Origin of the sequence: Variovorax sp. UMC13 (assembly GCF_014170375.1) — a bacterium.
Classification (GTDB): Bacteria; Pseudomonadota; Gammaproteobacteria; order Burkholderiales; family Burkholderiaceae_C; genus Variovorax.
In genome coordinates this window covers 186,620-207,084 of the sequence record NZ_LZZW01000023.1, presented here as the reverse complement: position 1 = coordinate 207,084, position 20,465 = coordinate 186,620, and the positions used below count along the sequence as shown (strand labels likewise).

The window sequence follows — 20,465 nt, the reverse complement described above, 5'->3', positions numbered from 1 at the left end:
GGACTCTGCATGCCAGCCTACGCACTAGACCGTTTTGACACCCCTATCGATGCGAGCAGCATCCCTCCCGCTGATTGGGATATGTTCAAGCAGCGGCCCACGGGAGACTTCCGAATGCTGTGCTGCCGAGCGCCCGCAGTTCTGAAGAACAGCCAGCTGAACACCCAGTTCTTTTCGCACCTTAACGACGAATGCGCAACAGCACCCGAAACAGCCTGGCACATTCAGGGCAAGACGATGGTGCTTGAAGGCCTGAGCCAGCTCGGGCTGACTCCGCGAAGTGAAGAACCAGGGCGCTCGGGGACCCAAAAGTGGTGCGCGGACACGTGGGTGCAGTTCGAGGGGCGAAACATAGCGATCGAGCTTCAACGCTCCTATCAATCTCTCACTGAGTTCCGCAGAAGACAGGCCCGGTATCTTGCTGGCGGTGTGGAGTGCTACTGGCTGACCCGGCCTGAAGTTTTCGCGACGCTTGCAAAGTCGTGCGCTCAGTACCGAATCCGCACCGAGTTCGGAGGCAAATTTCCACCTGCTGGCTACCTCTGGCCTCTTCTAGCTGAGCTTCCAGTTTGGGCTTTGGAGAGTGGCGATGAACCGCGAATCTACGGCGCGAAGAAGACGACAGCATCCGTCCCCGAACTCTTGAAAGCTGTGCTGGCGCGCCGCTGCCGATGGGAAGACGGCGTCTGGCTGATCACGTCCTGAAGGCCGTGAAACTACTGCTCTCGAACGAACTCCACCATGCGCTTAAGCGCTTCCTTGTCTATGTCCGGAACGCTAAGTGGCTCGCGCCCCGCTTCAGCCTGGTGGAAGTTCAGCGCGCGCCACGCGGCAAGCACAGATCGATAGAGCCTGTCGCCGGTCAAGCCAGCGTCTTTCCACACGTCTGCCGGCGCCTCCACACTTTCAGCTCCAATGTGGAAATGTGTTCTATCTCGGATCACCTTGAGACCGGCGGCTACGGCGCGGATCTCGTCGACCGGCATGCCCTCGGCGTTCAGCGATGCGGTGACGTGCGGTGAGGCGGCCAGCACGCTCCAGAACGTTGCGACCTTGCGCGTGTCTTCGAAGACCTTCATGCAGTTGGCAAGGTAGTCGTTCTTAAGCGAGGCATGGATCACGTGGATCGCAAAGGGGGCACCCTTGGCCAGCTCGAGCCCACGCATCACCTCGTAGTTGAGGATGGCGCGTTGCAGGTGCGCCAAATTGCGCCGAGTGGTTGCGGCAAGCCGCTCGGGGGTAGGTTCAGGTTTCTTCGCCATGCCCAATTCTGCCGCGCGTCGCTCTCCAGAGATTGCAAGGGGGGCGCATCAACTCTGTCCAGCGCAGGATCTACAGCGGGGCTTCACCGGACAGGTTGCACCACACAATGCGTGCATGGGTCCACTCGCCCAAGAACGTCCGCACGGTGATCCTCGGCGGGTCGACAAGAAAGGTCGATCGCCTCGTCGAGCGCGTCGGCTAGCGGCGGCGCCGCTGATGCGGTCGAGCATGCGCTCGACCCGTCGGTCCCACTTGCGGCTGGCGCCGCATACGGCAGCGACCGGTTGGTCAGCAACGCGCAGACTTCGTAATTCGCGGCGCCCTCGCTCGACATGACGTGTACACCAAATTGTTGGTCGGCTGCACATTGGTGGCCGCCATGGGCGTGCCGCTCGCGGTCGGTTAAGCACGACAAGGTTAGCGCATGGGCTTTCTCCAGCTCGGCCAAGCTACAAGCCAATTTTCGCGAGAACTTGGCGTCCAGATACCCAGCACCACCTAGCTTACGGGCGCGAGCGCAGTCTTGTGAAACGCCGCAACCGTCTTGAAGTCATTGGTGCTGAAGGCCTTGATCAAGGCGCTGACCAGGCGGCCAGTACTGTCGTTGTCCGCGCTCACGTCCGTCATCGCGGTGTTCGGCGGCACCGAGATCAGGGACTCGAGCGCGGGAGGCAGGATCTTCGCGCCGCTCTTCCTGGATGCGGTAGTGCAGCCCGCCTTTCTCGTTCGGCTCGCCCATTGCCAAATCTGAGCTCTCCACTGAAGTCACGAACCGCGCAGAAAAAAGCATGATCAGCGCTGCGATCGCGCCGACGAACAGCTGAAAGCGAAGGCGATCCTTGGTATGACAAACTCGGGCATCACCGCGTTTTCCGTCCGGGAGCAAAAGTTCCCCGCTAAGCGAGCGCCGGGGCTGGCCGAGCTCTTCCCGAAGCAAAACGTCTGTCAGGATCGCTAGTGGCATCGGCGCCAGACCTCCCACTCTCGGAAATTAGCCACTGTACGTTGGACGCTGCCAAGTGCGCTCGATTAGCCCGCCGTCAGCCTCAAGCCAAACCGCGTTGTCAGGCCCGCAAGCGCCGTTGCAACGAGCTTCGCGCGTTCGACACGCAGTCGTCCATGTAGTTGGCGATGCGCCGTCCATCCTGCCCGAGAGGCACCGGCGCGGCCCCGCTGCCACCGCATGCACGGCACGTCTTGGTCGACAACGCCGGCGTGCCCGCCACCCGCAGGAACTTCAGACCGTGGCATTGGTGGCACGTCTGGTCGAGCCAGTAGGCAATGATCGCAGGCACCTTCTCCGCAGCGTCCTCGATGCGCGACTTCGCGACGAATTGGGAGAGTTGCTCGCGAACGCTGGCCAAGCTCAACAGCTTGCCCACCGCCGCCCCCATCTCACCCATGTACCAGGCCTGTGCCTGAGCTCGGGCCATCTCGTGCCGCCTGGACTTCGATAGCTGCTGCACTGTGCCATCCCCCCGCTTGAGGTTCTCGGGCATGGTCGCAGCCAGCGCGTGAATGGCTTCGGTCGTGGGCTTGCGGGGCTTGTTCGCCCGGTCCCATTCGGAGTGCAGACGCAGCAGGGCCATCCCCGTGCGCGACTTGTTCCAGCCTGCGGCGATGATCACATCCGCATCGTTGCGGTACTCAGCTTGAACCCGCAGGTTGGAGGTGTTGCCGGCGGCGAGGTAGTTCTCCTCGACGCAGCGTTGGTCGTCATGCAGCATCTACTGTTTCCCTTTGATTCGTTTCATTCGTGCGCGGTGCACGAGGCGTGTGCGACGCGTTTTGCGAGCACACTCGGTACCACCGCGTGCGTCGGTTGTTGACCCAGGTGATCCGGCCGGCCTCGATCTCGGCGTCGAGCACGCTCTGCACTTCGGCACGCGGCCAGCCGCAGGTTTCCAACAGGTCGGGGGAGCGCAGCTCTCCCAGCGCGAGCAGCTTGCGCATCGCCTCGGCGCGGGTCATGCGGGTACCCCATGGGCCATGCGTGGCGCCTGCTGGGCATGGCCGGTCTGTGCGCCCTGCTCCGCCCTTCCGCCCTGCTCTGCGCGTCCGCCCTCCTCCACCCTGCGGCGCACCCGCTCGGTGTACGCGAGGAAGTTCTCCCTCCCGGGGCTCAGGTCGTGCTCGTTCCACGGCGCCATGCCCAGCTCTCTGGCCTTGGCTTCGATGCTGTCGCGCCCGGCATCCCAGGCCTTCGCCTGGAAGCCCACGGCCGAGGCGATCACTGCGGCCTCGCCGAGCTGGCGCTTCACGATGCCGAGCAGGTACGGCATGCCCTTGGGCGGCCGGGCTTTGGTGCAGGTGTCGGCCGCGGACTCGAAGGTCTCGCGCGTCACGCCCTTGGCGATCAGCGCCGCGAGCTCCGGATTCGATGGATTCGCGTCCGCTACGCCGCGTGCTCGGATCGCGCCGCAGATCTCGTCTGCCGTGCTTGGCGGCGTCGATGCGATCGGCGGTGACGCTCCGTCCGCCTGTGACGTCACACCCTGCGGGGGGTTGGGGGGTGTATTTCTATCTTCTCTATTCTTCTCTTCTCTGTGGTCACGCTGTGACGTCACAGTGACGGCGCGTGACGCGTCACGCTCCAGCCTTTTGCGCTCCCTGTATTCCTTGGTCCGCTCGGCCCCGGTTTTCGCCGAGCTGCCGCGCACCCGGCCCACCGTGTTGTGCTCCTCGAAGTTGGTGAAGCAGACGCCCTCCCCATTGGGAAGAATCTCGATCCAGCCGACCTTGGCAAGCGCCCTTCCGATGCCCGGCACCCCGCAGATCGTGTCGAGCACCAAGGTGTCAGCCCCGGACAGCACGCCATCGGGTGACGCGCACTCGTTGACCATCGACCATAGGGGCAGCAGAGCCCCGACCGTCACGCGTGTGACGACCGGCAAGAGCGCGAGCGTCACGCCCGTGACGGGCTGTGACGCCGCGCCGTGACGCTCCGCGTCACCTGTGACGTCACGCGTGACGTCACGATCTGTGTTCTGCGTGACACGTACACCAGGTGCACCCCAGCCCGACCATGCCAGGAACTCCGCATCCTGCAGCAGCGCTCGTGCCACCCCGATGACCTTAGGGTTCGTCAGCAGCGTGCCGCGCATCTTGATCCAGCTCATGTCGCATCCTCCGTGAACAGACCGCCGAGCGAGTGCCGGTGACGGCGTGTCGTCACCGTCACCGGCGTCACGTGCCCCCGGCGAAGCGAGGCATTCACGTCGGGCCCACCGGGGGCTTGCCGGCCAGGTTGCGCTCGGCCATCACGCGGCGCATACCCTGCAGCGCGGCGACCAGATCGCTGCTGGCGCGGTCGACCGTGCGCAGCTCGTTGTCGCTGACCTTCCCGTCGGCGAGCGACGAGACGGCCGCCGCGATCAGCTCGGCCGACTCCTGGGAGGTCTGCGCGACTGCGCGCAAGCACTCGTCCTCGCTCAATTCCAGGCCCACAGGCAGCGGCACGAGCATGCAGCCCATGTGCGCAGCGACCGCGTTCGCGTACGCGCTGGCGTGCTCAGTGCCCAGCTCCATGCACATGGCCGAGATCTCAGCCGCATCGTCCGCGCCCAGCTTGAAGCCGGACGCGCCGCGCAACTCCTTTTCCAAGGTCGAAGGCGACTTCGCGAGCCGCAAGGCCACGGCTTCGATGCCGCCGGGATAGCTGCGCGCCATGCGGCGCACCGTGTCGAGGATGTTCATATCCGCCTCAAAAACTACGCGCCATGGCGCTGTGACGGCCCCATGCCGACACTCTGCCCATGGCGCAACACAAAGAACCTCGCCGCCCCGGCGCACCAAGGACCACGCACCTGCCCGCGCGTGGTCTTCGAGGAGACAGCAAATGGCAAAGCAGCGCGCCGGTTGGAACGGCGGCGAGGTTGGAAACTCCAGGGCAACCGCACTCGCCAGGGGTGGAGCCCGATGACCGCCTCGAAGGCCTTGCGGAGGGCAAGCATCCTGGCGCCACAACGCAGTACTCGAGCGAAGTCACCCTGCTCCTACGCATGCGTTTTTCTACCCGTCGAACGCGATGCCGCATTGCCGACATCGACGGCGGCAGAGAACTCCGTGACGAGTTCGCCCGCAGTCAATCTGTCGTCAGCGCTCACGAGCTTCGCAAGCAACTCAACGGTGGGCTTCTTTCCTCGCCAACGTGTCGCAAGCTGCCAGAGATATGCGGGCGAGATGTCGCACTTTTTCGCCAAAGCAGTTCTTTCCTGGCGTGGGAGTGATGAATGCAGTTCAGATAGACGCATGCCCAATGATAGCGCCGCGCTAAGATTTATCAATAGCGCCGCGCTACGCCACGCAAGTAGCGGCGCGCTATCCAATGGCTGCATGAAAACTGTCGAGGAAGTCCGTCGCCTGAGGTTGCTGGAGCTCCGCGCGCGGTACGGTTCATTCGCTGCAATCAACAAGGCACTGAATCGCACCGCTACTGACTCAACGCTGAGCCAGATTACGAATCAGTCGGACGGAAGCAAGACGAAGAAGCCTAAGACGATGGGCTCGCTGCAAGCCCGCGCGATCGAACTCGCGCTTGAGCTGGAAGTCGGGTGGATGGACACCGACCCAGAGCTATTGGGAGCTGCGCCTTCCTGGCCTTTCCCCGGGATCGAATTCAGCCGTTTTTCCCGCCTAGAGGATGCCCAGAAGATGGAAATACAGGGAGCTCTGCGCAATCTCATCCTTGAGTACGAGAGAACAAAGCCAGGCAATGGAGGGTCACAGGGAAACGACTCGGCACTGGCAGCGTAAGTGGAGCGACCGTCTATCAATGGCCAAGCAGGTCTCGCAGGACACCGGCTGCTACGAGGCCAAGCTCTTCCGAGGGAGCGGCTGCGGTCATCTACCGCCTCGACTCCATACGCTGTGGCCGGTAGCCTCCAGTCGAGAACTTCTCTGGTGCAAGGCAGCCCCAATCAAGTAGATTAGCGCTGCGCTATTGACATAGCTTAGCGCCGCGCTATTATGCCTTCGTCTCAACGACGGAGGTCGAATGTCAGCACCCTCTCCCGCCGCGCAGCCGGCACCGTCCAGCGGCGGACCCGCTTGCGAGATCTGGATCCGTAGCGTTGGCCATCGCCGCCAAGCGTTCTATCGCGAGCCCCACGTTCGCCAGTGGCGCCCCATGCAGGTCGCACACGCCGACAAGGCGCTGCGCACCGGCGTCCTCGATCTGCGCGGCCTCGGCACCTTCGCCGTTGTTCCACGCGAAACCACTTCCTCCGAGACCCCTGCGGTCCGCGCCTTCGAAGAGATAGCGCAATGGCTTGACCGCCCACAGGCACCGGCACCAAAGATCGATGCGCGCCACATCAAGCGCAGCGAATCGCGGGCGATGTCGAGCCCAGGCGTCACGCGGCGCGCCGTGCGCTCACATCACGGCGCCAAGGTGGTTCTCACGTCCGCCCCTGGGGCAGCTCTCGGAGGTGCGGCATGAGCGCATCGACCCGCCAGCTCGTCACGGCGCAGAACCACTTCTGTCTCGGCGTGGATACCGGCGTCGATACCGGCGACATCGTGGCCACCATCCGCGCATGCGATCTGCCGCTGGTCCTCGTCTCCCTCAGGCTGCGCAAGTCCACAGGCGGGCGGACGTGCCAGCTTTGCGCGCTCAGCGAAGGGCCTCTCATCAGCGTCGACTGCCACGAGAGCCAACGAGTGCGCGAGCGGGCCAAGGCCGAGGCTCTGCGCTACGGACGCAGCAGAGCGCGCGTCATGCCCATGCAGCGCGCACGCTTGATCGAGCGCGTGCAGCGCACGCATGACGTCGCAAGACCCTTCTCACCTGCGGCGCGGGCAGGCGCGCCCTCCTGCAGGAGCCGCGCTACGTGCTCAACGGCGGGAGCGATGCATGAGCACACTCAATACCTTCGCCCTGCTCGCCCTGCCAGTCCTGCTGCCCGTACTGCTCGCCGCAGCGATCGCCTTCGGCTGGAGCGCGCCATGAACGCGGCACTGTCGCGATTTGCCGATGAGCTTCGTCGGCTGTTCGCGCTCAGCACCGTCCAGCGCCGGGCCTGCGCAAAACAACAGCCCGAGCTGGTGGGCGATCGATCTTCCACCAGCGATCTTCGCCAGAGCCCCATCCGAGTCCTGCGGGACATCGGCGCCGCAGGCCTGGAGAGCTCGGTCGCGGGCGCCTGGGACGGCAGTGCGCCGCCGATCACGCTTGTCGGAATGGTCGTGAATGGACTCGCGAGGTCGGTCCCGCATGGTCAGGACTCGACGCGTCTCCACGAAAGGACCGGGGCATGAAGGCGCGGTTTTTTCAGCGGCGCGCGCCCTCGCGTGTCGCATCGCCCGCAAGCGCTACGGCTGTACCCACAGTCCGCGCTCCCATGCTCGAGCCCATGTCCCGAGAGGACTTCGAGCGCAGCGTCTTCGTGCTCGAACTGACGCCCGAAGAAGCCGACCGCGAGTGCGCCCGACTCAAGGTTCAGCCGTTCCATCGGCGCGCTGCCGCCTTGTCGCCTTCGGCGTCTGCGACCTCCGCGTCGCCAGCCCCGTCCGCATCGCGCAAGTCACCCACCGCACCTGAGCACTGGAGTCTCGTATGAGCCCGATGGCCACACGCAACCACCAGCTCACCCGCTTCGCCCACGTCGTCCATGCCGCCGGGCGCACCTTGCGCAACGTGGCGATGCTCGCCGCGCCGGCCGTCCTGGCGATCGCGATCGCCGCCCTTTTCATCTACGGCTGGAGCCTGCCATGAGCCTCGTCGTCATCAAGCCCGCGCGCCTGCGCCGTCCTGTTCCCTCGCAGCCCATCGGCCCGGTCGGCGGGCTGCTCGATCCACGGTTCGTCTATTTGCCTGGCGTGGCGACCAACGTCGCGCGGACCTTCCCGCGCGTGCGCGCCGAGCGCGCCAAGGGGCTTCGGCTGTGAGCGCGCAGGACTGCTCAACGGCTCGGCGAGGTGCGCCCTGCGATACGGCCGACGAGATCGAGGAACGCCTCATGGCGCACCTGCGCAGCACCGAGCGCCTGCAGCACGAGCAGTTCGCCTCTTGCCTTCTCTCGCGACTTCTCGCGCTGCTGTTCTGGCCGCTGTCGACCGCCGCCTGCATCGCCCTGTCCGTCTACATCGTCATCGCGAGGACCTGACCATGCCCACGCTCACCTCCGGCCTCTTCTTCGTCGGGCGCGCGTCCCCTGCGCGTCCTGCGGCCATCGCGCACCGCGAAGACGACGGCACCTTCGCGCTCACCCTGCGCGTCGTCGACAACCAAGGCCCTCGCGCGGTGGAGCCCTATCTGGTGCGCTGGCGCGGCCACGAGGCAGAGGCCTGGTGGAGCACACACGGACCACTTAAGGCGGGCGATGCGCTCCAGCTGGAGCTGGTGAACCCGCGCGCACACGCCGGCCTGCGCATGCCGGAGATCCATGCGCAGGTGCGCACCTGTCGCTTGCTGCCGCCGCGCTCGTTCACGCCCAGCGCTGCGGGCGCATCCCCGGCCGCGCCGGCGCCCCTGCGCGTCCCCGCTGCGATGTCTGCGCGCGCCTGAGCGTGCAGCTGCATCGCTGCCGCCCCTCTTTCCCAACCCATTGGAGCCATATCCCATGAAATTCTTTGCCGTCCGATTGACGGACCTCGCCGACCTGCTGCCAACAGCCAAGGTCGCCGGCTGACCCGGACATCAGAACGATGGATTGCACCGAAGTGATCTCTGTGGCGCGCATCGAGCGCGAGGCCAAGGCTGCAGCCTTTGCCTACGTCTCGCTTGCCGCCGCGTGCCCTTATCCGTTTGCCAGCGACGCCGGCCGGCGCTTCAAGGCGGCCTATCGCCTGGCACTGGTCGAGACCCGGCCCGTGCCGGCCGCCGCTGGCTCCGTTGCCTCGCCCTCCACGCTCCCGAAAGGCGCCCCATGTCATTCATGATCACGGCCACCGGCGCCGAGTACCACCTGTGCGGCCTCGCCATGCTCGACCCGGCCGCCTGCGAGATCCGCATCGAGGACATCGCCCACCACCTGGCGCAGATCAACCGCTTCACCGGCGCCTGCACCCGTCCGTACAGCGTGGCCGAGCACAGCCTGCTGGTCAGCGAGATCGCTCAGCGCGCTGGCGCGAGCGTCTACGTGCAGTTCGCCGCCCTGCTGCATGACGCCCACGAGGCCTTCGTCACCGATGTTTCCAGTCCGGCGAAGGAGGCGGTGAACTACCTCGCCGGCCTGAGCGGCGGGACACGGGCCTGGGCGCAGTTCGAAGGAATCCATGCGCGTCTGGTGCGCCAGCGCTTCAAGCTCACCAGCGTCTTCGCGGGCAACCAGCATGCGCTGCGTCTGTTCGATCTGCAGGCGCTGGCCACCGAACGGCGCGACCTGACCGCCTGGCGCGAGGGCACGCATGCGCCATGGGGTGTACTCGGTGATGGCCAGGACCCCGCAATGCGCATCGCGCCGATCGACTGGATACGCCTGGATGCGCCCGAGCGCGAGCGCATGAGTTGGTCGGACTGGCGCGCGGCCTTCGCCGATCGGTTCGACGAGCTCACCTTCGCGATCGAGCTCGCGCAGGGCGGCGCCGTGCAGGGGGCCGGCCATCCATGAGCGCGAACACCAAGATCGAGTGGGCCGATCACACGTTCAATCCGTGGGAAGGCTGCCAGAAGGTTGGACCCGGTTGTGACCACTGCTACGCCGAGACGCGCAACGCGCGCTTCCACGGTGGCACCGCGATCAACTGGGGACCGGGCGCGGCTCGCCGGCGCACGAGCGCCGCGAACTGGTACCTGCCGACGCGCTGGAACGCCCAGGCCGCAACCTTCCTCGCGCAGCACGGCCGGCGGCAGCGCGTCTTCTGCGCCAGTCTGGCCGACGTGTTCGACAACGCCGTCGAGGACGAATGGCGCGCCGACCTAGCCACGCTCATCAGCGTCACGCCGGATCTCGATTGGTTGCTGCTGACGAAGCGCATCGGTAACGCCGCCTCCATGCTGGCTGAGATGTTCCTCGACGGTCCGCCGCCCAACATTCGCATCGGCGCGACCATCGTGAACCAGGAAGAGGCCGTGTGCGACATCCCGAAGCTGCTGCGCCTGGGCCTGCCGAACTTTCTGAGCCTGGAGCCTCTGCTGGGTCCGGTCTGGATCGAGCAGTTTCTGTCGCGTCGGTGCACCCTCCACGGGAAGATGGCGGCGGATGACCTGTGCGACGTTCGCCATGCGCGAGGAATGTGGGACGACTACGGCCCGCGCGAGATAGGACCGGCGCCGGCAGTGCCTGGCATTAACTGGGTCATCGTCGGCGGTGAGAGCGGCCCCCACGCGCGGCCCATGCATCCCGACTGGGCGCGCGCTCTGCGCAATCAGTGCGAGGCGGCCGGTGTGCCGTTTCTGTTCAAGCAGCATGGCGAGTGGGCTCCGGGCAGCGGTGACCCGGGGCGCGGAGCGTTCAAGACGGCTGCCATCGACTGGAACGGCCGCGTGGTGCGCGGTGGCTACGAGGCACCAGAGTATCCGAAGGGCATCACGTCGGCGGATGGCTGGGCCATGGTGCACCTTGTCGGGAAGAAGGCTGCCGGCCGGCTGCTGGACGGGCACACGCACGATGGGGTGCCGTCTTGAAGCGGTACGGCTCCATCCCCAGCGCAGAGAAGGCATGCGCCAAGATCTACACGGCGCACAACGCGCGCGGCGCTGTGGTCTTCGATGTGGAAGCGACAACGCAGCTTGAGCGCGTGCTGAGGATCGACACCGCCTCCGGGGAGGTCGTATGCGCGCACCAGCCCGCGCGCATCGACCAACGCGGCGAGCTGCAGACCGTCACCCTGCGCTTCCGCGCCATCCATCCGATCTTCGCGGGACAGCTGCAGCCGTGCCTGTTCCATTGCTACGGCCGCATCGAGACACCTTCCGCCCCGGCCGACTCTGCGCACTCGGATGAAAACCCCAGCGAGGCCCAGGCAGAGGATCCATTGCAGGAGAGCTCGATCTGCTACCGCATCGAGTGGCCCGAAGGATGGCCGCAAGCGGCTGAGCGCCCCCGGTTCACAACCAGCTTCGAGGTGGCGAAGACGCGGTGCCGGCAGGGCGCCGTCGTAACGCCGGTGCATGAGCCGTTGGAAGCAGCAGGAGCCTGTAAAGAGAGCGCAAAGCCGGATTCGCGCTTGCGCGAGGAGTGCGTCCAATGATGCGCCACGCCTTCAGCGCCGCATTCCTCTCCGAGCGCGGCTTCGAGCCCGCGCATCGACGGCGCGCGCCGCTTCTACCGCGACAGCGACCTGACGCTCATCGGCCAGGCCATCGCCAACCACCCCCTCCTCGTCAACCAACTGCAGGCCGTCGCCGCCTCACCGCCCCACTTCGAAAGCACGCCATGAGCAAGACCTACACCGCCGCCGCCGCCTTCGCCGACGAGCAGCCGCTCGTGATCAACATGACGCCCGTCGCATCGAACCAGGTGGCGGCCATCGGCTACGACACCGGGACCAAGACGCTGGCCGTGACTTTCGCGCGGGGCGACTCGCTGTACCAGTACCCCCACGTCGAGCCCGAAGTGCACGCCGCCTTCATCGCTGCCGAGTCCATCGGAAAGTACTTCGGCGTGCATATCAAGGCCCTGCACTTCAAGAAGTTCAAGCTCCCCGAGGTGGCAGCATGAGCTCGCTGAACAAGCTGAATGCGGCGAAGGTGATTCGCCGGCCCGACACCGGGCCCGTGATCCGCTTGTCCGCGCTGCGCGTGCAGGACGGCTTCAACGAACGCACGCCCGGCCCAGAACTGGAAGCGCACATCGAGGCGTTGAAGCGCCACAAGCTGGCCGGTGGCACCTGGCCGCCCATCCTGATCTCACTCGAGGAAAAGGGCGGGCTGATCCGCGATGGCCACTGCCGCACCGAAGCGACGCGCCGCGCCCTCGCCGAAGACACCAGCATCGCTGACGCCGATGGCGAGGTCTGGGTGCGGTTTGACGTTTTCGCTGGGAATGATGCGGAGGCAGTCGCCGCGATCGCGCAGACCAACGCCGGCCTCAAGCTGACCCCGTTGGAGCTGGGCCGCGTCTACAAGCGGCTGGCTGCCTTTGACTGGCCGACCTCCCGCATCGCCACCAGCATGCAGAAGAGCGAGGAGCATGTCCGCCAGATGCTCCTCCTGGCCAACGCGAACACCGACGTGCAGCGCATGGTCCAGGCCGGCACGGTGAGCGCGGCCGAAGCCGTGAAGGTGGTCCGCAAGCGTGGTGTCGATGCCGGCCACGAGTTGGCTGCGCGGCTGGAGGAGAGCAAAGCGAAGGGCGGAGCCAAGGTCACGGCGATCAACGACGGTCAGCTGTTCCGCGCGCTGGAGCGCCACATGAAGATCTTGCTGGGTGACGCGACAGGCGGCGTCATGGTGCTGAAGGTCGAGCTGCCAAACGGCGCGCCGGCCGAGAACCTTCGAGCGATCGCGGCTGCACTGGTGGGGGCCGCAGGGTGAACATCGTGGCAAAGCACCGAATCATCAACGAGTACGTGCGGTCGCGAGAACTGGCGCCGAGCCACGAGGCCGCATGCGAGGCCGTGGCCCAGCTCACCGGGCTTGAATTCGACACTGTGCTCGCTGTCGTCGACGAGCACCTGGCGCTGAGCCACGAGGAGCTAGCGTGAAGCGCAGCCACCTCTCAGGCGACGTGAAGGCGTCATCCCCGCTAAGCGGGTCCAAATGTCCCGCTTTTCACATCTGCGACAGCCGGTGCAATCCAGTCGCTGCCGCTAGAGCCGTCGTACTGAAAACCAATCGGCTTGCCTTTCACGGTGCGCGTGATTACGACAGTTCGTTTGATTGGCCCCGGTTCGTTGGGAATCGTCTCCGTCGCGGAGACCATGAAATCTCCCTGGTTGAATCCCGCCGCCGCACACTCGCGCCAGAAGTCCTGAAGTTCGTCACTCGGCATCGTCGTATTGCCAGTGGAAGCCATCGTCATCTCCTCGTTGTGGAGTCGGCAGTATGACCACATACGGCTTCATCGCCCTGTTTAGCGTCGTAGCGCGCACGAAGACCCAGGCCTACCTCGCGCAGCGCACAGCTACTGCTGGCATGGCGCGCATCTCAGCTCACCAGGCGAAAGCTCTTTCGGAAGACGTTTTCGCGATGGTAGGAGAGGTACGCGCGCTGCCGATCGCTGAACGAGCGCATGCCCGCGGGTGGCACGACGACGCCCCACGCGGCCAGCACGGCGCGCGCGTCGTCATTGGCTACCATCAGGTCGCCTGCATCCGAGAAGCTCACCCACCCTCGATCGAACAGGCGGTCGACGTGTGGGGCGAGCAGCAGTCCGTTGTGCCCGTCGAGGCGCTCCTCGTTCGTGCACACGGCCCAGGGCTTGATGTGGCTGGCCACGAGAAACTGCTCGAGCTCGACGTGCGTGAGTCGGCAGCGCTTCTCGACCTTCAGAAGGTTGAGCCGGAAGCGGCCCTGCCCACGGCGCGCGCGCACCAGCTGCTCGATCTCAGTCGGGCCCAAGTGCGGCGCAGACTCGATTTCAGCCTGGACAACATCGGCCGCAGCATCGGCGGATCGCTCCTCGGCGACGTCCAATACCTCGCGATCGGGAATCTCCGTCAGGCACTGCAGCAATCGCCCCAGCTCGGGACTGATCGCCGCGAGGTAGCAGCCCTGGTTCCCGTCACCCGTCTCTTTCCGGATCGGCGAGTGTGCCTCTGGCAGCAGTGGGCCGATGCTGCCCAGGTGCTGCTTCGGAACGATCGGCGACTTGAGCATCTGCCATTCGATCGGCACCAGCCAGCCGAGGCTGTCCCAGTTGGAGCCACTCGCACCGAACTCCTCCGGCTTCTGCGCGATGCGATGGCGAGACGTCGCAATGCCAAGCGCCATGAGCTTGCCGCTGGCGTACGAGAAGACAACGTCGCCAGCCTCGACCTTGGTGAGGTTGAGGTAGGTTGCATTGGCCTGGCCGTTGGCCTTCTTCTGTGGGCTCCAGATGTAGCCGCCGTCAATCTCGGCCGCGTGCGTTTGCTTGTGGTTCACCCACCAATAGCTGATCGCCATGTCGCTCCTCCTTCTGTTCTGACGAGGAGTATGCCGTGCGGTGCCCACGCCCTCAGCTTGCAACTACGGGAAGGAGTCAACACCATCAGGACCCGCATTGCCTCAATCTCTGGCAGGCCTTCATTCAGCCTTATCGACCTGGATGAGCGAACCAACCTTGTAGAAATCGAAAACCACGTACGAATGCGTCGAATTGGTCGCTTCCGAACGCATCGGGAGTGGGGAGCTTTTGAGGTTCCTCAGATGGCTTTTGAACGTACACGTGGTACGGCCAGGTGTCGTTGGTTGCGTCATAACCGGTGGCGACCATTACTTTGTCGCCTTGAAACGAGCCTTCTTGAACGTATCTCGGACCATTTTCGGTCTGAACAACATGGAACTGTTGGATGTAGTTTGACAAGAGCGCTCCTTAAATTGGAGGCCTCAGTATGAACGGCACAAGGAGCCTGTCGCAGTTTTCCTATGGCCGAGCAACGGCGACAGGGAGTATTTCCATTTCACTCGACCAAGGTAGTACAGCAGCGCCGTGGAGGGAATCCACATGATCGGCCAGCAGCCCACCGGTGCCATCGAAGGCGTCGTGATCTCGAAGGTCTCGCACGAAAGCCTGCGCGTGAGCGTCAACGGCAAGCCCGCTAGGCTCGCGATCGTCCTCGACGACGGGACGATCGTTAGCGCTGGCGACGACGTGGCGCGGGAAGCGGAGGCCGTCACGCTCAACTGCTATCGCAACGTGCTGCAGGGCAAAGGCTTTTTACGGGTAATGAGCTTGCCCCTCAGCTTCGAGGAGAAAAGTTAACCGCGAACCTCTAAATCCTTCGAAGCGTCACGAACACGCCCTTGGCATGGCGCTCGTGCGTGAGGCCTATACCAAATCCATACTGATAGTCGTCTGCCAACGCCTTCAGCTCGGCCTCATCTGATTCCCAAAGTGTGAAGGCTAATTTTTGTTGTCGCACCTCTGCTTGCTCATCGGATCTACAAAGAATCTGCACGTCATAGTCACCGGCCTTCCAGCAAAAGTTCGCCTCGAACATGGACTGCGCCTCTTGCAGCAGCCGTGCATCGAGCGTCACCATTGAACCCAGCGGCGCAAACGAATCGCGGTTTGCCTGTGCAAGCTCGACTTTCTTGCCTATATCAACCCGCACCCTGGACGCGAGCTCACTTAGTTTTCGGTCCTTATCTCTAGGGAGCTGTTGATAGGCGTTCATGCTTCGCGTCACTTCGACGCCAGCCGCGACGGAAAACGGCATCAGCAGTAGCGCCTGCGCGTTGCGCGGATCGGGATGGAACTCCAGGATCGGGGCATCAAGAAGATCCTCTCCATTTCTCCGAAACTTGATGCTCAGAGAGGTGATGCGCGCCGCTTTGCTTCCGGCGTTTCGGATGCTCAGCACTACTCCCGCAGCTGCGTAGCCTGCTACATGTGTGATACGCATTTGGTTTGGCAACTCAAGGACAAGCCTCGGCTTGCCGAACCAGCGCACGATCGGAGGCGCTTGTGATAGCGCTATGGCTAGCAACGACGATGCAAACGCCCAGAAAGTCCAGTCGAGGTAGAACGGGTTACTCATGCTGTTTTGCATCTTTTTTTTGTTAGCTGCGGCATTTTGACCCATGCGGAGATTCGCAACCGCGCGCTGCAGAGGCTTAGAATGCCCGCTCGCTAGGGGTGCTGTGTCGGTTTACCGACACGGCTGAGAAAGTCCCTTTGAACCTGATTGCGCCACTTTTTGTAGGTTTTACATAGGTGGCCCGAGGTAATCCTCGCGCAGGGAAGCCGGTCCGAAAACCGTCACGTCGCCACGCCCGCTCCTTGGAGCCCCGGCGCGTGCCATGCGCATTCGGGCCACGCCCACCTGCCAAAGAATTTGCACTGGAGCAAATGAATGGCAACGACTCCGACGACGACTTCTTCCGCCCCGCGGCCCGCCGCGCCGGGCGGCAACGAGGCGCCCCTGCCCCTGTCCAGCCGCGTGTTCGGCTGGCACGACCATGCGGCGCTGTGGTTCAGCCTGGGCGTGGGCCTGCTGGTGATGCAGATCGGCGCCTACCTGGTGCCGGCCGTGGGCACGCGCGACGCGACGGTCGCGATCCTCGTGGGCTCGTGCCTCGGCGCGGCGCTGCTCGCCTGGACCGCGCGGCTGGGCTGCGAGAGCGGCCTCGCGAGCGCGGGGCTGATGCATGCGACCTACGGCAGCGCCTTCGCGCGGCTGCCGGTGCTGCTCAACATCGTGCAGCTGATCGGCTGGACCACCTTCGAACTGGTGGTGATGCGCGAAGGCACGCAGGCGCTCGCGCAGCGCGCCTTCGGCCTCGATGCCGGCGGCCTACTCGGCACCGCGCTGACCACGCTGCTCTGGGGCGGCGTGCTGCTGGCCCTGCTGGCGGGCTCGATGGTGACGCTGGTGCGCCGCTTCGTGAGCCGCTTCGGCCTGCCGCTGGTGGTGCTCTCGCTGCTGTGGCTGAGCTGGCAGTTCGCCTCGCAGCTCCACGCGAAGGGCTTCGACGCCTTCTGGTCGCGCCCCGGCAACGGCAGCATGGGCATGTTCGGCGCGCTCGACCTGGTGATCGCGATGCCGGTGTCGTGGCTGCCGCTGGTGGCCGACTACGCACGGCACGGCCGGCGCGCGGGCCGCGGCCTGGGCGGCGCCTTCGGCGGCACCTGGCTGGGCTACGGCATCGCCAACGTCTGGTGCTATGCGCTGGGCGTGATGGTGGTCAGCGTGGCGGAGCCGGGCACCAACCTGGTGACCGCGCTGCTGCTCGCCCAGGGCGGCCTGCTGGCGCTCGGCCTGATCCTGATCGACGAACTGGACAACGCCTATGGCGACGTCTACTCGGGCTCGGTGTCGGCCCACAGCCTGCGCCCGCGCTGGAGCGTGCGGCGCTGGGGCCTGGTGCTGGCGGCCGTGTGCATCGCCTTTGCGCTGGTGCTGCCGATGCACACGCTCGAGCCCTTCCTGCTGATGCTGAGTTCGGTCTTCGTGCCGCTCTACGGCGTGATCCTGGGCCGGCTGGGCACGGGCGCATCAACGGTGACCACGCGCCGCATCGACCCGGTCGCGGCCGGGCTGTGGCTGGCCGGCATCGCGCTGTACCACGGCTGTGCGGCCTGGGCGCCGCAGTGGGGCTCTGCGCTGCCCACGCTGGCGCTGAGCTTCGTGCTGGCCTGGCTCACGCGGCCGCGGTCGCCCGCGCAAAGCGATGGGTCGGCACTGGCGCGAAGCCATGGTTGAGCGGACCATGGCCCGCGCCCACCACCACGTCGACGCCGGCCGCCATCGCGCCGAGCACGTAGGCGCGCGCCAGCGCCACGGCCTCGGGCAATGCGTGACCGAGCGCCAGGTGCGCGGCGATGGCCGACGACAGCGTGCAGCCGGTGCCGTGCAGGTTGCGGCTGGCGATGCGTGCCGATGCATGGCGGTGGCGCGCACCGCCGCGCAGCGCCAGCACGTCGACCACCTCCTGGCCCGGCAGATGGCCGCCCTTGAGCAGCATGGCGCGTGCGCCGAGCGCGAGCAGTTCGTCGCACGCGCCGTCGAGTGCATCGATGCCGCCGATCGCATGGCCGATCAGCAGCGCGGCCTCGTCGAGGTTGGGCGTCACGACCGTGGCGCGCGGGAACAGCTCGCGCACCAGCACCTCGACGGTCGCGGGCGCGATCAGGCGGTCGCCGCTGGTGGCGATCATCACCGGGTCGAGCACCACGTTGGGCAGCTGGTAGTGGTCGATCGCCCAGGCCACCACCTCGACCACCTCGGGCGCATGCAGCATGCCGAGCTTGACCGCATCGACGCCGATGTCCTCGACCACGGCCTGGATCTGCGCCTTGAGGAAGGCCGCCGGCACGCCGTGGATGCCACGCACGCCGAGCGTGTTCTGCGCGGTGAGCGCGGTGATGGCGGTCATGCCGTAGCAGCCCAGTGCCGCGAAGGTCTTGAGGTCGGCCTGGATGCCAGCGCCGCCGCCGCTGTCGGAGCCCGCGATGGACAGCACGCGGGCATAGCGTTGGGCAGAAGGAGGCACGGAGGTCGATGGGTTGGTCATGCCGAAAATTATGGGCGATGGCGGCCCGTCGCCTGGAGGTCGATGCGATGAAAACACTGCCTTTCGATGCCGCCAACGTGCTCGGCGCCGGCCTGATGGGCCGGCTGATGGCACTCGCGCTGGCGCGTGCCGGTTGCCGGGTTGCGTTGTTCGATGCGGGCGGACCGGAGGCCGATGGCGCCGCCGCGCGCGTGGCCGCGGCCATGCTCGCGCCGCTGGCCGAGTCGGCCGTCGCGCCGCTGTCGGTGGTGCGCATGGGGCGCTACGCGCTGGACCGCTGGCCCGCGCTGCTGGCCTCGCTGGCCACGCCGGTCTTCTTCCAGCGCGAAGGCACGCTGGTGCTGTGGCATCGGCAGGACGCGGCCGAAGCGGCGCGCCTGGCACGGGTGCTCAAACGCACCGAGGCCCAGGTGCCCGAGCTGCCGGCGATGCAGCGCGTGGACGCGGCCGGCATCGCGGCGCTCGAGCCCGCGCTCGGCACGCGCTTCGCGCAGGGCCTGTTCCTGCCGGAGGAAGGCCAGCTCGACAACCGCGCGCTGCTGCTCGCGCTGCGGACCGAACTCGAAGCCTTGCCCAACGTGCAGCTGCACTGGCACGCACCCCGCGCGCCCGCCGACTTCACGCCGGGCCCGCACGAGCGCGTGATCGATTGCCGCGGCCTCGGCGCGCTGCCGCAATGGCCCGCGCTGCGCGGCGTGCGCGGCGAGGTGATCCGCGTGCATGCCCCCGAAGTGGGCCTGACGCGCCCGACCCGGCTGGTGCATCCGCGCTACCCGCTGTACATCGCGCCCAAGCCCGGCGGCGTGTTCGTGATCGGCGCGACCGAGATCGAATCGAACGACATGTCGCCGGCCAGCGTGCGCTCCACGCTCGAACTGCTGAGCGCGGCCTATGCGGTGCACAGCGGCTTCGGCGAGGCGCGCATCCTCGAGATCGCCACCCAGTGCCGCCCGACGCTGCCCGACAACCTGCCCGCGCTGCGCCAGCCGGCGTCGCGCGTGCTACAGATCAACGGCCTCTACCGCCACGGTTTCATGCTCGCCCCGGCGATACTCGACATGGCGATGGAATGGCTGGCCGACGGCCGCTCCGCGCTGGCGGAACGCCTCGGCCTCACGACCACGGAGACCCTCGCATGAACGTGCTGATCAACGACATTCCGCACACGCTGCCCGCACCCGCCACGGTGGCCGATGCGCTGGCGGCCCTGAAGGCCGTGCCGCCCTTCGCGGTGGCGGTCAACCGCGCCTTCGTGCCGCGCTCGACCTATGCCGAACATCCCCTCCAGGACGAGGACCGCATCGAGGTCATCCGCCCTGTCACCGGAGGCTGAAGCCATGAACCCCGCCCCATCCGACGATCCGCTGGTCCTGTACGGCCAGACCTTCCACAGCCGCCTGCTGCTGGGCACGGCGCGCTACCCCTCGCCCGACGTGCTCGCGGCCGCGGTCGAACGCGCGCGGCCCGCGATGCTCACCGCCTCGCTGCGCCGGCAGACCGCGGCCCAGGCACCCGGCGCCACCGACGACCACGGCTTCTGGGCGCTGCTGCGCCGGCTCGGCGTGCCGGTGCTGCCCAACACCGCGGGCTGCCACGGCGTGCAGGAGGTCATCGCCACCGCGCAGATGGCGCGCGAGCTGTTCGACACGCCATGGATCAAGCTCGAACTGATCGGCGACGACTACACGCTGCAGCCCGACACGCTGAACCTGGTCGAAGCGGCCTCCTACCTGATCCGCGACGGCTTCCAGGTGCTGCCCTACTGCACCGAGGACCTGGTGCTGTGCCAGCGCCTGGTCGACGTCGGCTGCCAGGCCGTGATGCCCTGGGCCGCGCCCATCGGCACCGGCCGCGGGCCCGTCAACCCCTACGCATTGCAGCTGCTGCGCGAGCGGCTCGACGTGCCCATGCTGGTCGATGCCGGCCTGGGCCTGCCCTCGCATGCCTGCCAGGTGATGGAGTGGGGCTACGACGGCGTGCTGCTCAACACCGCGGTGGCACTGGCACAGGACCCGGTCGCGATGGCCGGCGCCTTCTCCGATGCGGTGCAGGCCGGCCGCGCCGCCCACCGCGCCGGCGCCATGGCCGCGCAGGATGCGGCCCAACCCAGCACGCCGGTTCTCGGCACCCCCTTCTGGCATCACGAGACCCAATGAAC

General features: G+C 66.1%; 30 protein-coding genes. 21 read left to right on the top strand and 9 right to left on the bottom strand.

Going from position 1 to position 20,465, the window contains the following annotated elements; translation table 11 throughout:
- Positions 1 to 9: 9 nt before the first annotated feature.
- Complete coding sequence (locus tag A9977_RS18940; protein ID WP_183026420.1) at positions 10 to 705, top strand: competence protein CoiA family protein; 696 nt, start codon at positions 10 to 12, stop codon at positions 703 to 705.
- 11 nt (positions 706 to 716) lie between these two features.
- Here the strand turns inward: A9977_RS18940 and A9977_RS18935 are convergent, their stop codons facing one another.
- Positions 717 to 1,262, bottom strand: a complete 546-nt coding sequence (locus A9977_RS18935; RefSeq protein ID WP_183026419.1) for a hypothetical protein — start codon at positions 1,260 to 1,262, stop codon at positions 717 to 719.
- Between the two features lie 557 nt (positions 1,263 to 1,819).
- Between A9977_RS18935 and A9977_RS18930 the strand changes: the two genes are divergently transcribed.
- Complete coding sequence (locus A9977_RS18930; protein ID WP_220811905.1) at positions 1,820 to 2,014, top strand: hypothetical protein; 195 nt, start codon at positions 1,820 to 1,822, stop codon at positions 2,012 to 2,014.
- Between the two features lie 313 nt (positions 2,015 to 2,327).
- Here A9977_RS18930 and A9977_RS18925 read toward each other — a convergent pair whose 3' ends face one another.
- The 4 genes from A9977_RS18925 to A9977_RS18910 form a co-directional block, all read right to left on the bottom strand.
- Entirely contained in the window at positions 2,328 to 2,990 is a 663-nt protein-coding gene (locus tag A9977_RS18925) for a hypothetical protein (RefSeq protein WP_183026417.1), read from the bottom strand.
- Positions 2,980 to 3,234, bottom strand: coding sequence for a hypothetical protein (locus A9977_RS18920; RefSeq protein ID WP_183026416.1), 255 nt, complete (start codon positions 3,232 to 3,234; stop codon positions 2,980 to 2,982). Before A9977_RS18920 ends, A9977_RS18925 begins: the two co-directional genes overlap by 11 nt.
- Positions 3,231 to 4,382, bottom strand: coding sequence for a hypothetical protein (locus tag A9977_RS18915; protein ID WP_183026415.1), 1,152 nt, complete (start codon positions 4,380 to 4,382; stop codon positions 3,231 to 3,233). The genes A9977_RS18920 and A9977_RS18915 overlap by 4 nt, the downstream gene beginning before the upstream one ends.
- Positions 4,383 to 4,476: 94 nt before the next feature.
- Complete coding sequence (locus A9977_RS18910) at positions 4,477 to 4,959, bottom strand: phage regulatory CII family protein (protein WP_183026414.1); 483 nt, start codon at positions 4,957 to 4,959, stop codon at positions 4,477 to 4,479.
- A gap of 639 nt (positions 4,960 to 5,598) precedes the next feature.
- Between A9977_RS18910 and A9977_RS18905 the strand changes: the two genes are divergently transcribed.
- From A9977_RS18905 to A9977_RS18840, 14 genes are all read left to right on the top strand, one after another.
- Positions 5,599 to 6,018, top strand: coding sequence for a hypothetical protein (locus tag A9977_RS18905; protein WP_183026413.1), 420 nt, complete (start codon positions 5,599 to 5,601; stop codon positions 6,016 to 6,018).
- 373 nt (positions 6,019 to 6,391) lie between these two features.
- The gene (locus tag A9977_RS18900; protein ID WP_183026412.1) at positions 6,392 to 6,703 is read left to right on the top strand and encodes a hypothetical protein; all 312 of its coding nucleotides are present in this window, start codon (positions 6,392 to 6,394) and stop codon (positions 6,701 to 6,703) included.
- Positions 6,700 to 7,521, top strand: coding sequence for a hypothetical protein (locus tag A9977_RS18895; RefSeq protein ID WP_183026411.1), 822 nt, complete (start codon positions 6,700 to 6,702; stop codon positions 7,519 to 7,521). The genes A9977_RS18900 and A9977_RS18895 overlap by 4 nt, the downstream gene beginning before the upstream one ends.
- 298 nt (positions 7,522 to 7,819) lie before the next feature.
- Positions 7,820 to 7,978: a hypothetical protein gene (locus A9977_RS18890; protein WP_183026410.1), complete on the top strand. Its 159-nt coding sequence runs from the start codon at positions 7,820 to 7,822 to the stop codon at positions 7,976 to 7,978.
- On the top strand, positions 7,975 to 8,151 hold the full coding sequence (locus A9977_RS18885; RefSeq protein ID WP_183026409.1) for a hypothetical protein: 177 nt from the start codon (positions 7,975 to 7,977) through the stop codon (positions 8,149 to 8,151). Before A9977_RS18890 ends, A9977_RS18885 begins: the two co-directional genes overlap by 4 nt.
- A 71-nt stretch (positions 8,152 to 8,222) precedes the next feature.
- Positions 8,223 to 8,369: a hypothetical protein gene (locus A9977_RS18880; RefSeq protein ID WP_183026408.1), complete on the top strand. Its 147-nt coding sequence runs from the start codon at positions 8,223 to 8,225 to the stop codon at positions 8,367 to 8,369.
- Positions 8,370 to 8,371: 2 nt separating this feature from the next.
- Positions 8,372 to 8,770, top strand: coding sequence for a hypothetical protein (locus A9977_RS18875; protein ID WP_183026407.1), 399 nt, complete (start codon positions 8,372 to 8,374; stop codon positions 8,768 to 8,770).
- Positions 8,771 to 8,910: 140 nt separating this feature from the next.
- A complete protein-coding gene (locus A9977_RS18870) occupies positions 8,911 to 9,144 on the top strand; it encodes a hypothetical protein (protein WP_183026406.1) in 234 nt (77 codons plus the stop codon).
- Complete coding sequence (locus A9977_RS18865; RefSeq protein WP_183026405.1) at positions 9,132 to 9,815, top strand: HD domain-containing protein; 684 nt, start codon at positions 9,132 to 9,134, stop codon at positions 9,813 to 9,815. Before A9977_RS18870 ends, A9977_RS18865 begins: the two co-directional genes overlap by 13 nt.
- Positions 9,812 to 10,831: a phage Gp37/Gp68 family protein gene (locus A9977_RS18860; RefSeq protein ID WP_183026404.1), complete on the top strand. Its 1,020-nt coding sequence runs from the start codon at positions 9,812 to 9,814 to the stop codon at positions 10,829 to 10,831. Before A9977_RS18865 ends, A9977_RS18860 begins: the two co-directional genes overlap by 4 nt.
- Positions 10,828 to 11,397 carry a hypothetical protein gene (locus A9977_RS18855; RefSeq protein ID WP_183026403.1) on the top strand — a complete coding sequence of 190 codons (570 nt, stop codon included), beginning with the start codon at positions 10,828 to 10,830 and terminating at the stop codon, positions 11,395 to 11,397. Before A9977_RS18860 ends, A9977_RS18855 begins: the two co-directional genes overlap by 4 nt.
- Positions 11,398 to 11,582: 185 nt before the next feature.
- Positions 11,583 to 11,867 carry a KTSC domain-containing protein gene (locus tag A9977_RS18850; RefSeq protein ID WP_183026402.1) on the top strand — a complete coding sequence of 95 codons (285 nt, stop codon included), beginning with the start codon at positions 11,583 to 11,585 and terminating at the stop codon, positions 11,865 to 11,867.
- Positions 11,864 to 12,682: a hypothetical protein gene (locus A9977_RS18845; RefSeq protein ID WP_183026401.1), complete on the top strand. Its 819-nt coding sequence runs from the start codon at positions 11,864 to 11,866 to the stop codon at positions 12,680 to 12,682. The genes A9977_RS18850 and A9977_RS18845 overlap by 4 nt, the downstream gene beginning before the upstream one ends.
- Positions 12,683 to 12,687: 5 nt before the next feature.
- Positions 12,688 to 12,852, top strand: coding sequence for a hypothetical protein (locus tag A9977_RS18840; protein ID WP_183026400.1), 165 nt, complete (start codon positions 12,688 to 12,690; stop codon positions 12,850 to 12,852).
- Between the two features lie 41 nt (positions 12,853 to 12,893).
- Here A9977_RS18840 and A9977_RS18835 read toward each other — a convergent pair whose 3' ends face one another.
- Positions 12,894 to 13,163, bottom strand: a complete 270-nt coding sequence (locus A9977_RS18835; protein WP_183026399.1) for a hypothetical protein — start codon at positions 13,161 to 13,163, stop codon at positions 12,894 to 12,896.
- Between the two features lie 131 nt (positions 13,164 to 13,294).
- Positions 13,295 to 14,254 carry an HNH endonuclease gene (locus A9977_RS18830; protein WP_220811903.1) on the bottom strand — a complete coding sequence of 320 codons (960 nt, stop codon included), beginning with the start codon at positions 14,252 to 14,254 and terminating at the stop codon, positions 13,295 to 13,297.
- Between the two features lie 541 nt (positions 14,255 to 14,795).
- Between A9977_RS18830 and A9977_RS18825 the strand changes: the two genes are divergently transcribed.
- Positions 14,796 to 15,053: a hypothetical protein gene (locus tag A9977_RS18825; RefSeq protein ID WP_183026398.1), complete on the top strand. Its 258-nt coding sequence runs from the start codon at positions 14,796 to 14,798 to the stop codon at positions 15,051 to 15,053.
- Between the two features lie 10 nt (positions 15,054 to 15,063).
- Here A9977_RS18825 and A9977_RS18820 read toward each other — a convergent pair whose 3' ends face one another.
- Entirely contained in the window at positions 15,064 to 15,876 is an 813-nt protein-coding gene (locus A9977_RS18820; RefSeq protein WP_183026397.1) for a hypothetical protein, read from the bottom strand.
- Positions 15,877 to 16,146: 270 nt separating this feature from the next.
- Between A9977_RS18820 and A9977_RS18815 the strand changes: the two genes are divergently transcribed.
- The gene (locus A9977_RS18815) at positions 16,147 to 17,496 is read left to right on the top strand and encodes a cytosine permease (protein WP_183026396.1); all 1,350 of its coding nucleotides are present in this window, start codon (positions 16,147 to 16,149) and stop codon (positions 17,494 to 17,496) included.
- On the opposite strand, the gene thiD is transcribed toward A9977_RS18815, so the two are convergent.
- Complete coding sequence (thiD, locus tag A9977_RS18810) at positions 17,435 to 18,307, bottom strand: bifunctional hydroxymethylpyrimidine kinase/phosphomethylpyrimidine kinase (protein WP_183026395.1); 873 nt, start codon at positions 18,305 to 18,307, stop codon at positions 17,435 to 17,437. The two genes, A9977_RS18815 and thiD, sit on opposite strands and share 62 nt — an antisense overlap.
- A gap of 47 nt (positions 18,308 to 18,354) precedes the next feature.
- On the opposite strand from thiD, the gene A9977_RS18805 reads away from it, so the two are divergent.
- From A9977_RS18805 to A9977_RS18795, 3 genes are read left to right on the top strand one after another with little or no spacing between them, the layout of a single operon-like run.
- A complete protein-coding gene (locus tag A9977_RS18805) occupies positions 18,355 to 19,446 on the top strand; it encodes an FAD-dependent oxidoreductase (protein WP_183026394.1) in 1,092 nt (363 codons plus the stop codon).
- Positions 19,443 to 19,640, top strand: a complete 198-nt coding sequence (gene thiS / locus A9977_RS18800; protein WP_183026393.1) for a sulfur carrier protein ThiS — start codon at positions 19,443 to 19,445, stop codon at positions 19,638 to 19,640. The genes A9977_RS18805 and thiS overlap by 4 nt, the downstream gene beginning before the upstream one ends.
- A 4-nt stretch (positions 19,641 to 19,644) precedes the next feature.
- Complete coding sequence (locus A9977_RS18795) at positions 19,645 to 20,463, top strand: thiazole synthase (RefSeq protein ID WP_183026392.1); 819 nt, start codon at positions 19,645 to 19,647, stop codon at positions 20,461 to 20,463.
- Positions 20,464 to 20,465: the final 2 nt, after the last annotated feature.

What these genes read in the sequence shown, in the direction of transcription:
- A9977_RS18875 (WP_183026407.1), top strand. Translation starts at nt 8,372, where the DNA reads ATGCCCACGCTCACCTCCGGCCTCTTCTTCGTCGGGCGCGCGTCCCCT.
- A9977_RS18825 (WP_183026398.1), top strand. Translation starts at nt 14,796, where the DNA reads ATGATCGGCCAGCAGCCCACCGGTGCCATCGAAGGCGTCGTGATCTCG.
- A9977_RS18915 (WP_183026415.1), bottom strand. Translation starts at nt 4,382, where the DNA reads ATGAGCTGGATCAAGATGCGCGGCACGCTGCTGACGAACCCTAAGGTC.
- thiD (WP_183026395.1), bottom strand. Translation starts at nt 18,307, where the DNA reads ATGACCAACCCATCGACCTCCGTGCCTCCTTCTGCCCAACGCTATGCC.
- A9977_RS18805 (WP_183026394.1), top strand. Translation starts at nt 18,355, where the DNA reads ATGAAAACACTGCCTTTCGATGCCGCCAACGTGCTCGGCGCCGGCCTG.
- A9977_RS18865 (WP_183026405.1), top strand. Translation starts at nt 9,132, where the DNA reads ATGTCATTCATGATCACGGCCACCGGCGCCGAGTACCACCTGTGCGGC.
- thiS (WP_183026393.1), top strand. Translation starts at nt 19,443, where the DNA reads ATGAACGTGCTGATCAACGACATTCCGCACACGCTGCCCGCACCCGCC.
- A9977_RS18845 (WP_183026401.1), top strand. Translation starts at nt 11,864, where the DNA reads ATGAGCTCGCTGAACAAGCTGAATGCGGCGAAGGTGATTCGCCGGCCC.
- A9977_RS18815 (WP_183026396.1), top strand. Translation starts at nt 16,147, where the DNA reads ATGGCAACGACTCCGACGACGACTTCTTCCGCCCCGCGGCCCGCCGCG.
- A9977_RS18835 (WP_183026399.1), bottom strand. Translation starts at nt 13,163, where the DNA reads ATGGCTTCCACTGGCAATACGACGATGCCGAGTGACGAACTTCAGGAC.
- A9977_RS18940 (WP_183026420.1), top strand. Translation starts at nt 10, where the DNA reads ATGCCAGCCTACGCACTAGACCGTTTTGACACCCCTATCGATGCGAGC.
- A9977_RS18920 (WP_183026416.1), bottom strand. Translation starts at nt 3,234, where the DNA reads ATGACCCGCGCCGAGGCGATGCGCAAGCTGCTCGCGCTGGGAGAGCTG.
- A9977_RS18860 (WP_183026404.1), top strand. Translation starts at nt 9,812, where the DNA reads ATGAGCGCGAACACCAAGATCGAGTGGGCCGATCACACGTTCAATCCG.
- A9977_RS18820 (WP_183026397.1), bottom strand. Translation starts at nt 15,876, where the DNA reads ATGGGTCAAAATGCCGCAGCTAACAAAAAAAAGATGCAAAACAGCATG.
- A9977_RS18795 (WP_183026392.1), top strand. Translation starts at nt 19,645, where the DNA reads ATGAACCCCGCCCCATCCGACGATCCGCTGGTCCTGTACGGCCAGACC.
- A9977_RS18910 (WP_183026414.1), bottom strand. Translation starts at nt 4,959, where the DNA reads ATGAACATCCTCGACACGGTGCGCCGCATGGCGCGCAGCTATCCCGGC.
- A9977_RS18905 (WP_183026413.1), top strand. Translation starts at nt 5,599, where the DNA reads ATGAAAACTGTCGAGGAAGTCCGTCGCCTGAGGTTGCTGGAGCTCCGC.
- A9977_RS18895 (WP_183026411.1), top strand. Translation starts at nt 6,700, where the DNA reads ATGAGCGCATCGACCCGCCAGCTCGTCACGGCGCAGAACCACTTCTGT.
- A9977_RS18885 (WP_183026409.1), top strand. Translation starts at nt 7,975, where the DNA reads ATGAGCCTCGTCGTCATCAAGCCCGCGCGCCTGCGCCGTCCTGTTCCC.
- A9977_RS18870 (WP_183026406.1), top strand. Translation starts at nt 8,911, where the DNA reads ATGGATTGCACCGAAGTGATCTCTGTGGCGCGCATCGAGCGCGAGGCC.
- A9977_RS18890 (WP_183026410.1), top strand. Translation starts at nt 7,820, where the DNA reads ATGAGCCCGATGGCCACACGCAACCACCAGCTCACCCGCTTCGCCCAC.
- A9977_RS18850 (WP_183026402.1), top strand. Translation starts at nt 11,583, where the DNA reads ATGAGCAAGACCTACACCGCCGCCGCCGCCTTCGCCGACGAGCAGCCG.
- A9977_RS18880 (WP_183026408.1), top strand. Translation starts at nt 8,223, where the DNA reads ATGGCGCACCTGCGCAGCACCGAGCGCCTGCAGCACGAGCAGTTCGCC.
- A9977_RS18830 (WP_220811903.1), bottom strand. Translation starts at nt 14,254, where the DNA reads ATGGCGATCAGCTATTGGTGGGTGAACCACAAGCAAACGCACGCGGCC.
- A9977_RS18925 (WP_183026417.1), bottom strand. Translation starts at nt 2,990, where the DNA reads ATGCTGCATGACGACCAACGCTGCGTCGAGGAGAACTACCTCGCCGCC.
- A9977_RS18900 (WP_183026412.1), top strand. Translation starts at nt 6,392, where the DNA reads ATGCAGGTCGCACACGCCGACAAGGCGCTGCGCACCGGCGTCCTCGAT.
- A9977_RS18935 (WP_183026419.1), bottom strand. Translation starts at nt 1,262, where the DNA reads ATGGCGAAGAAACCTGAACCTACCCCCGAGCGGCTTGCCGCAACCACT.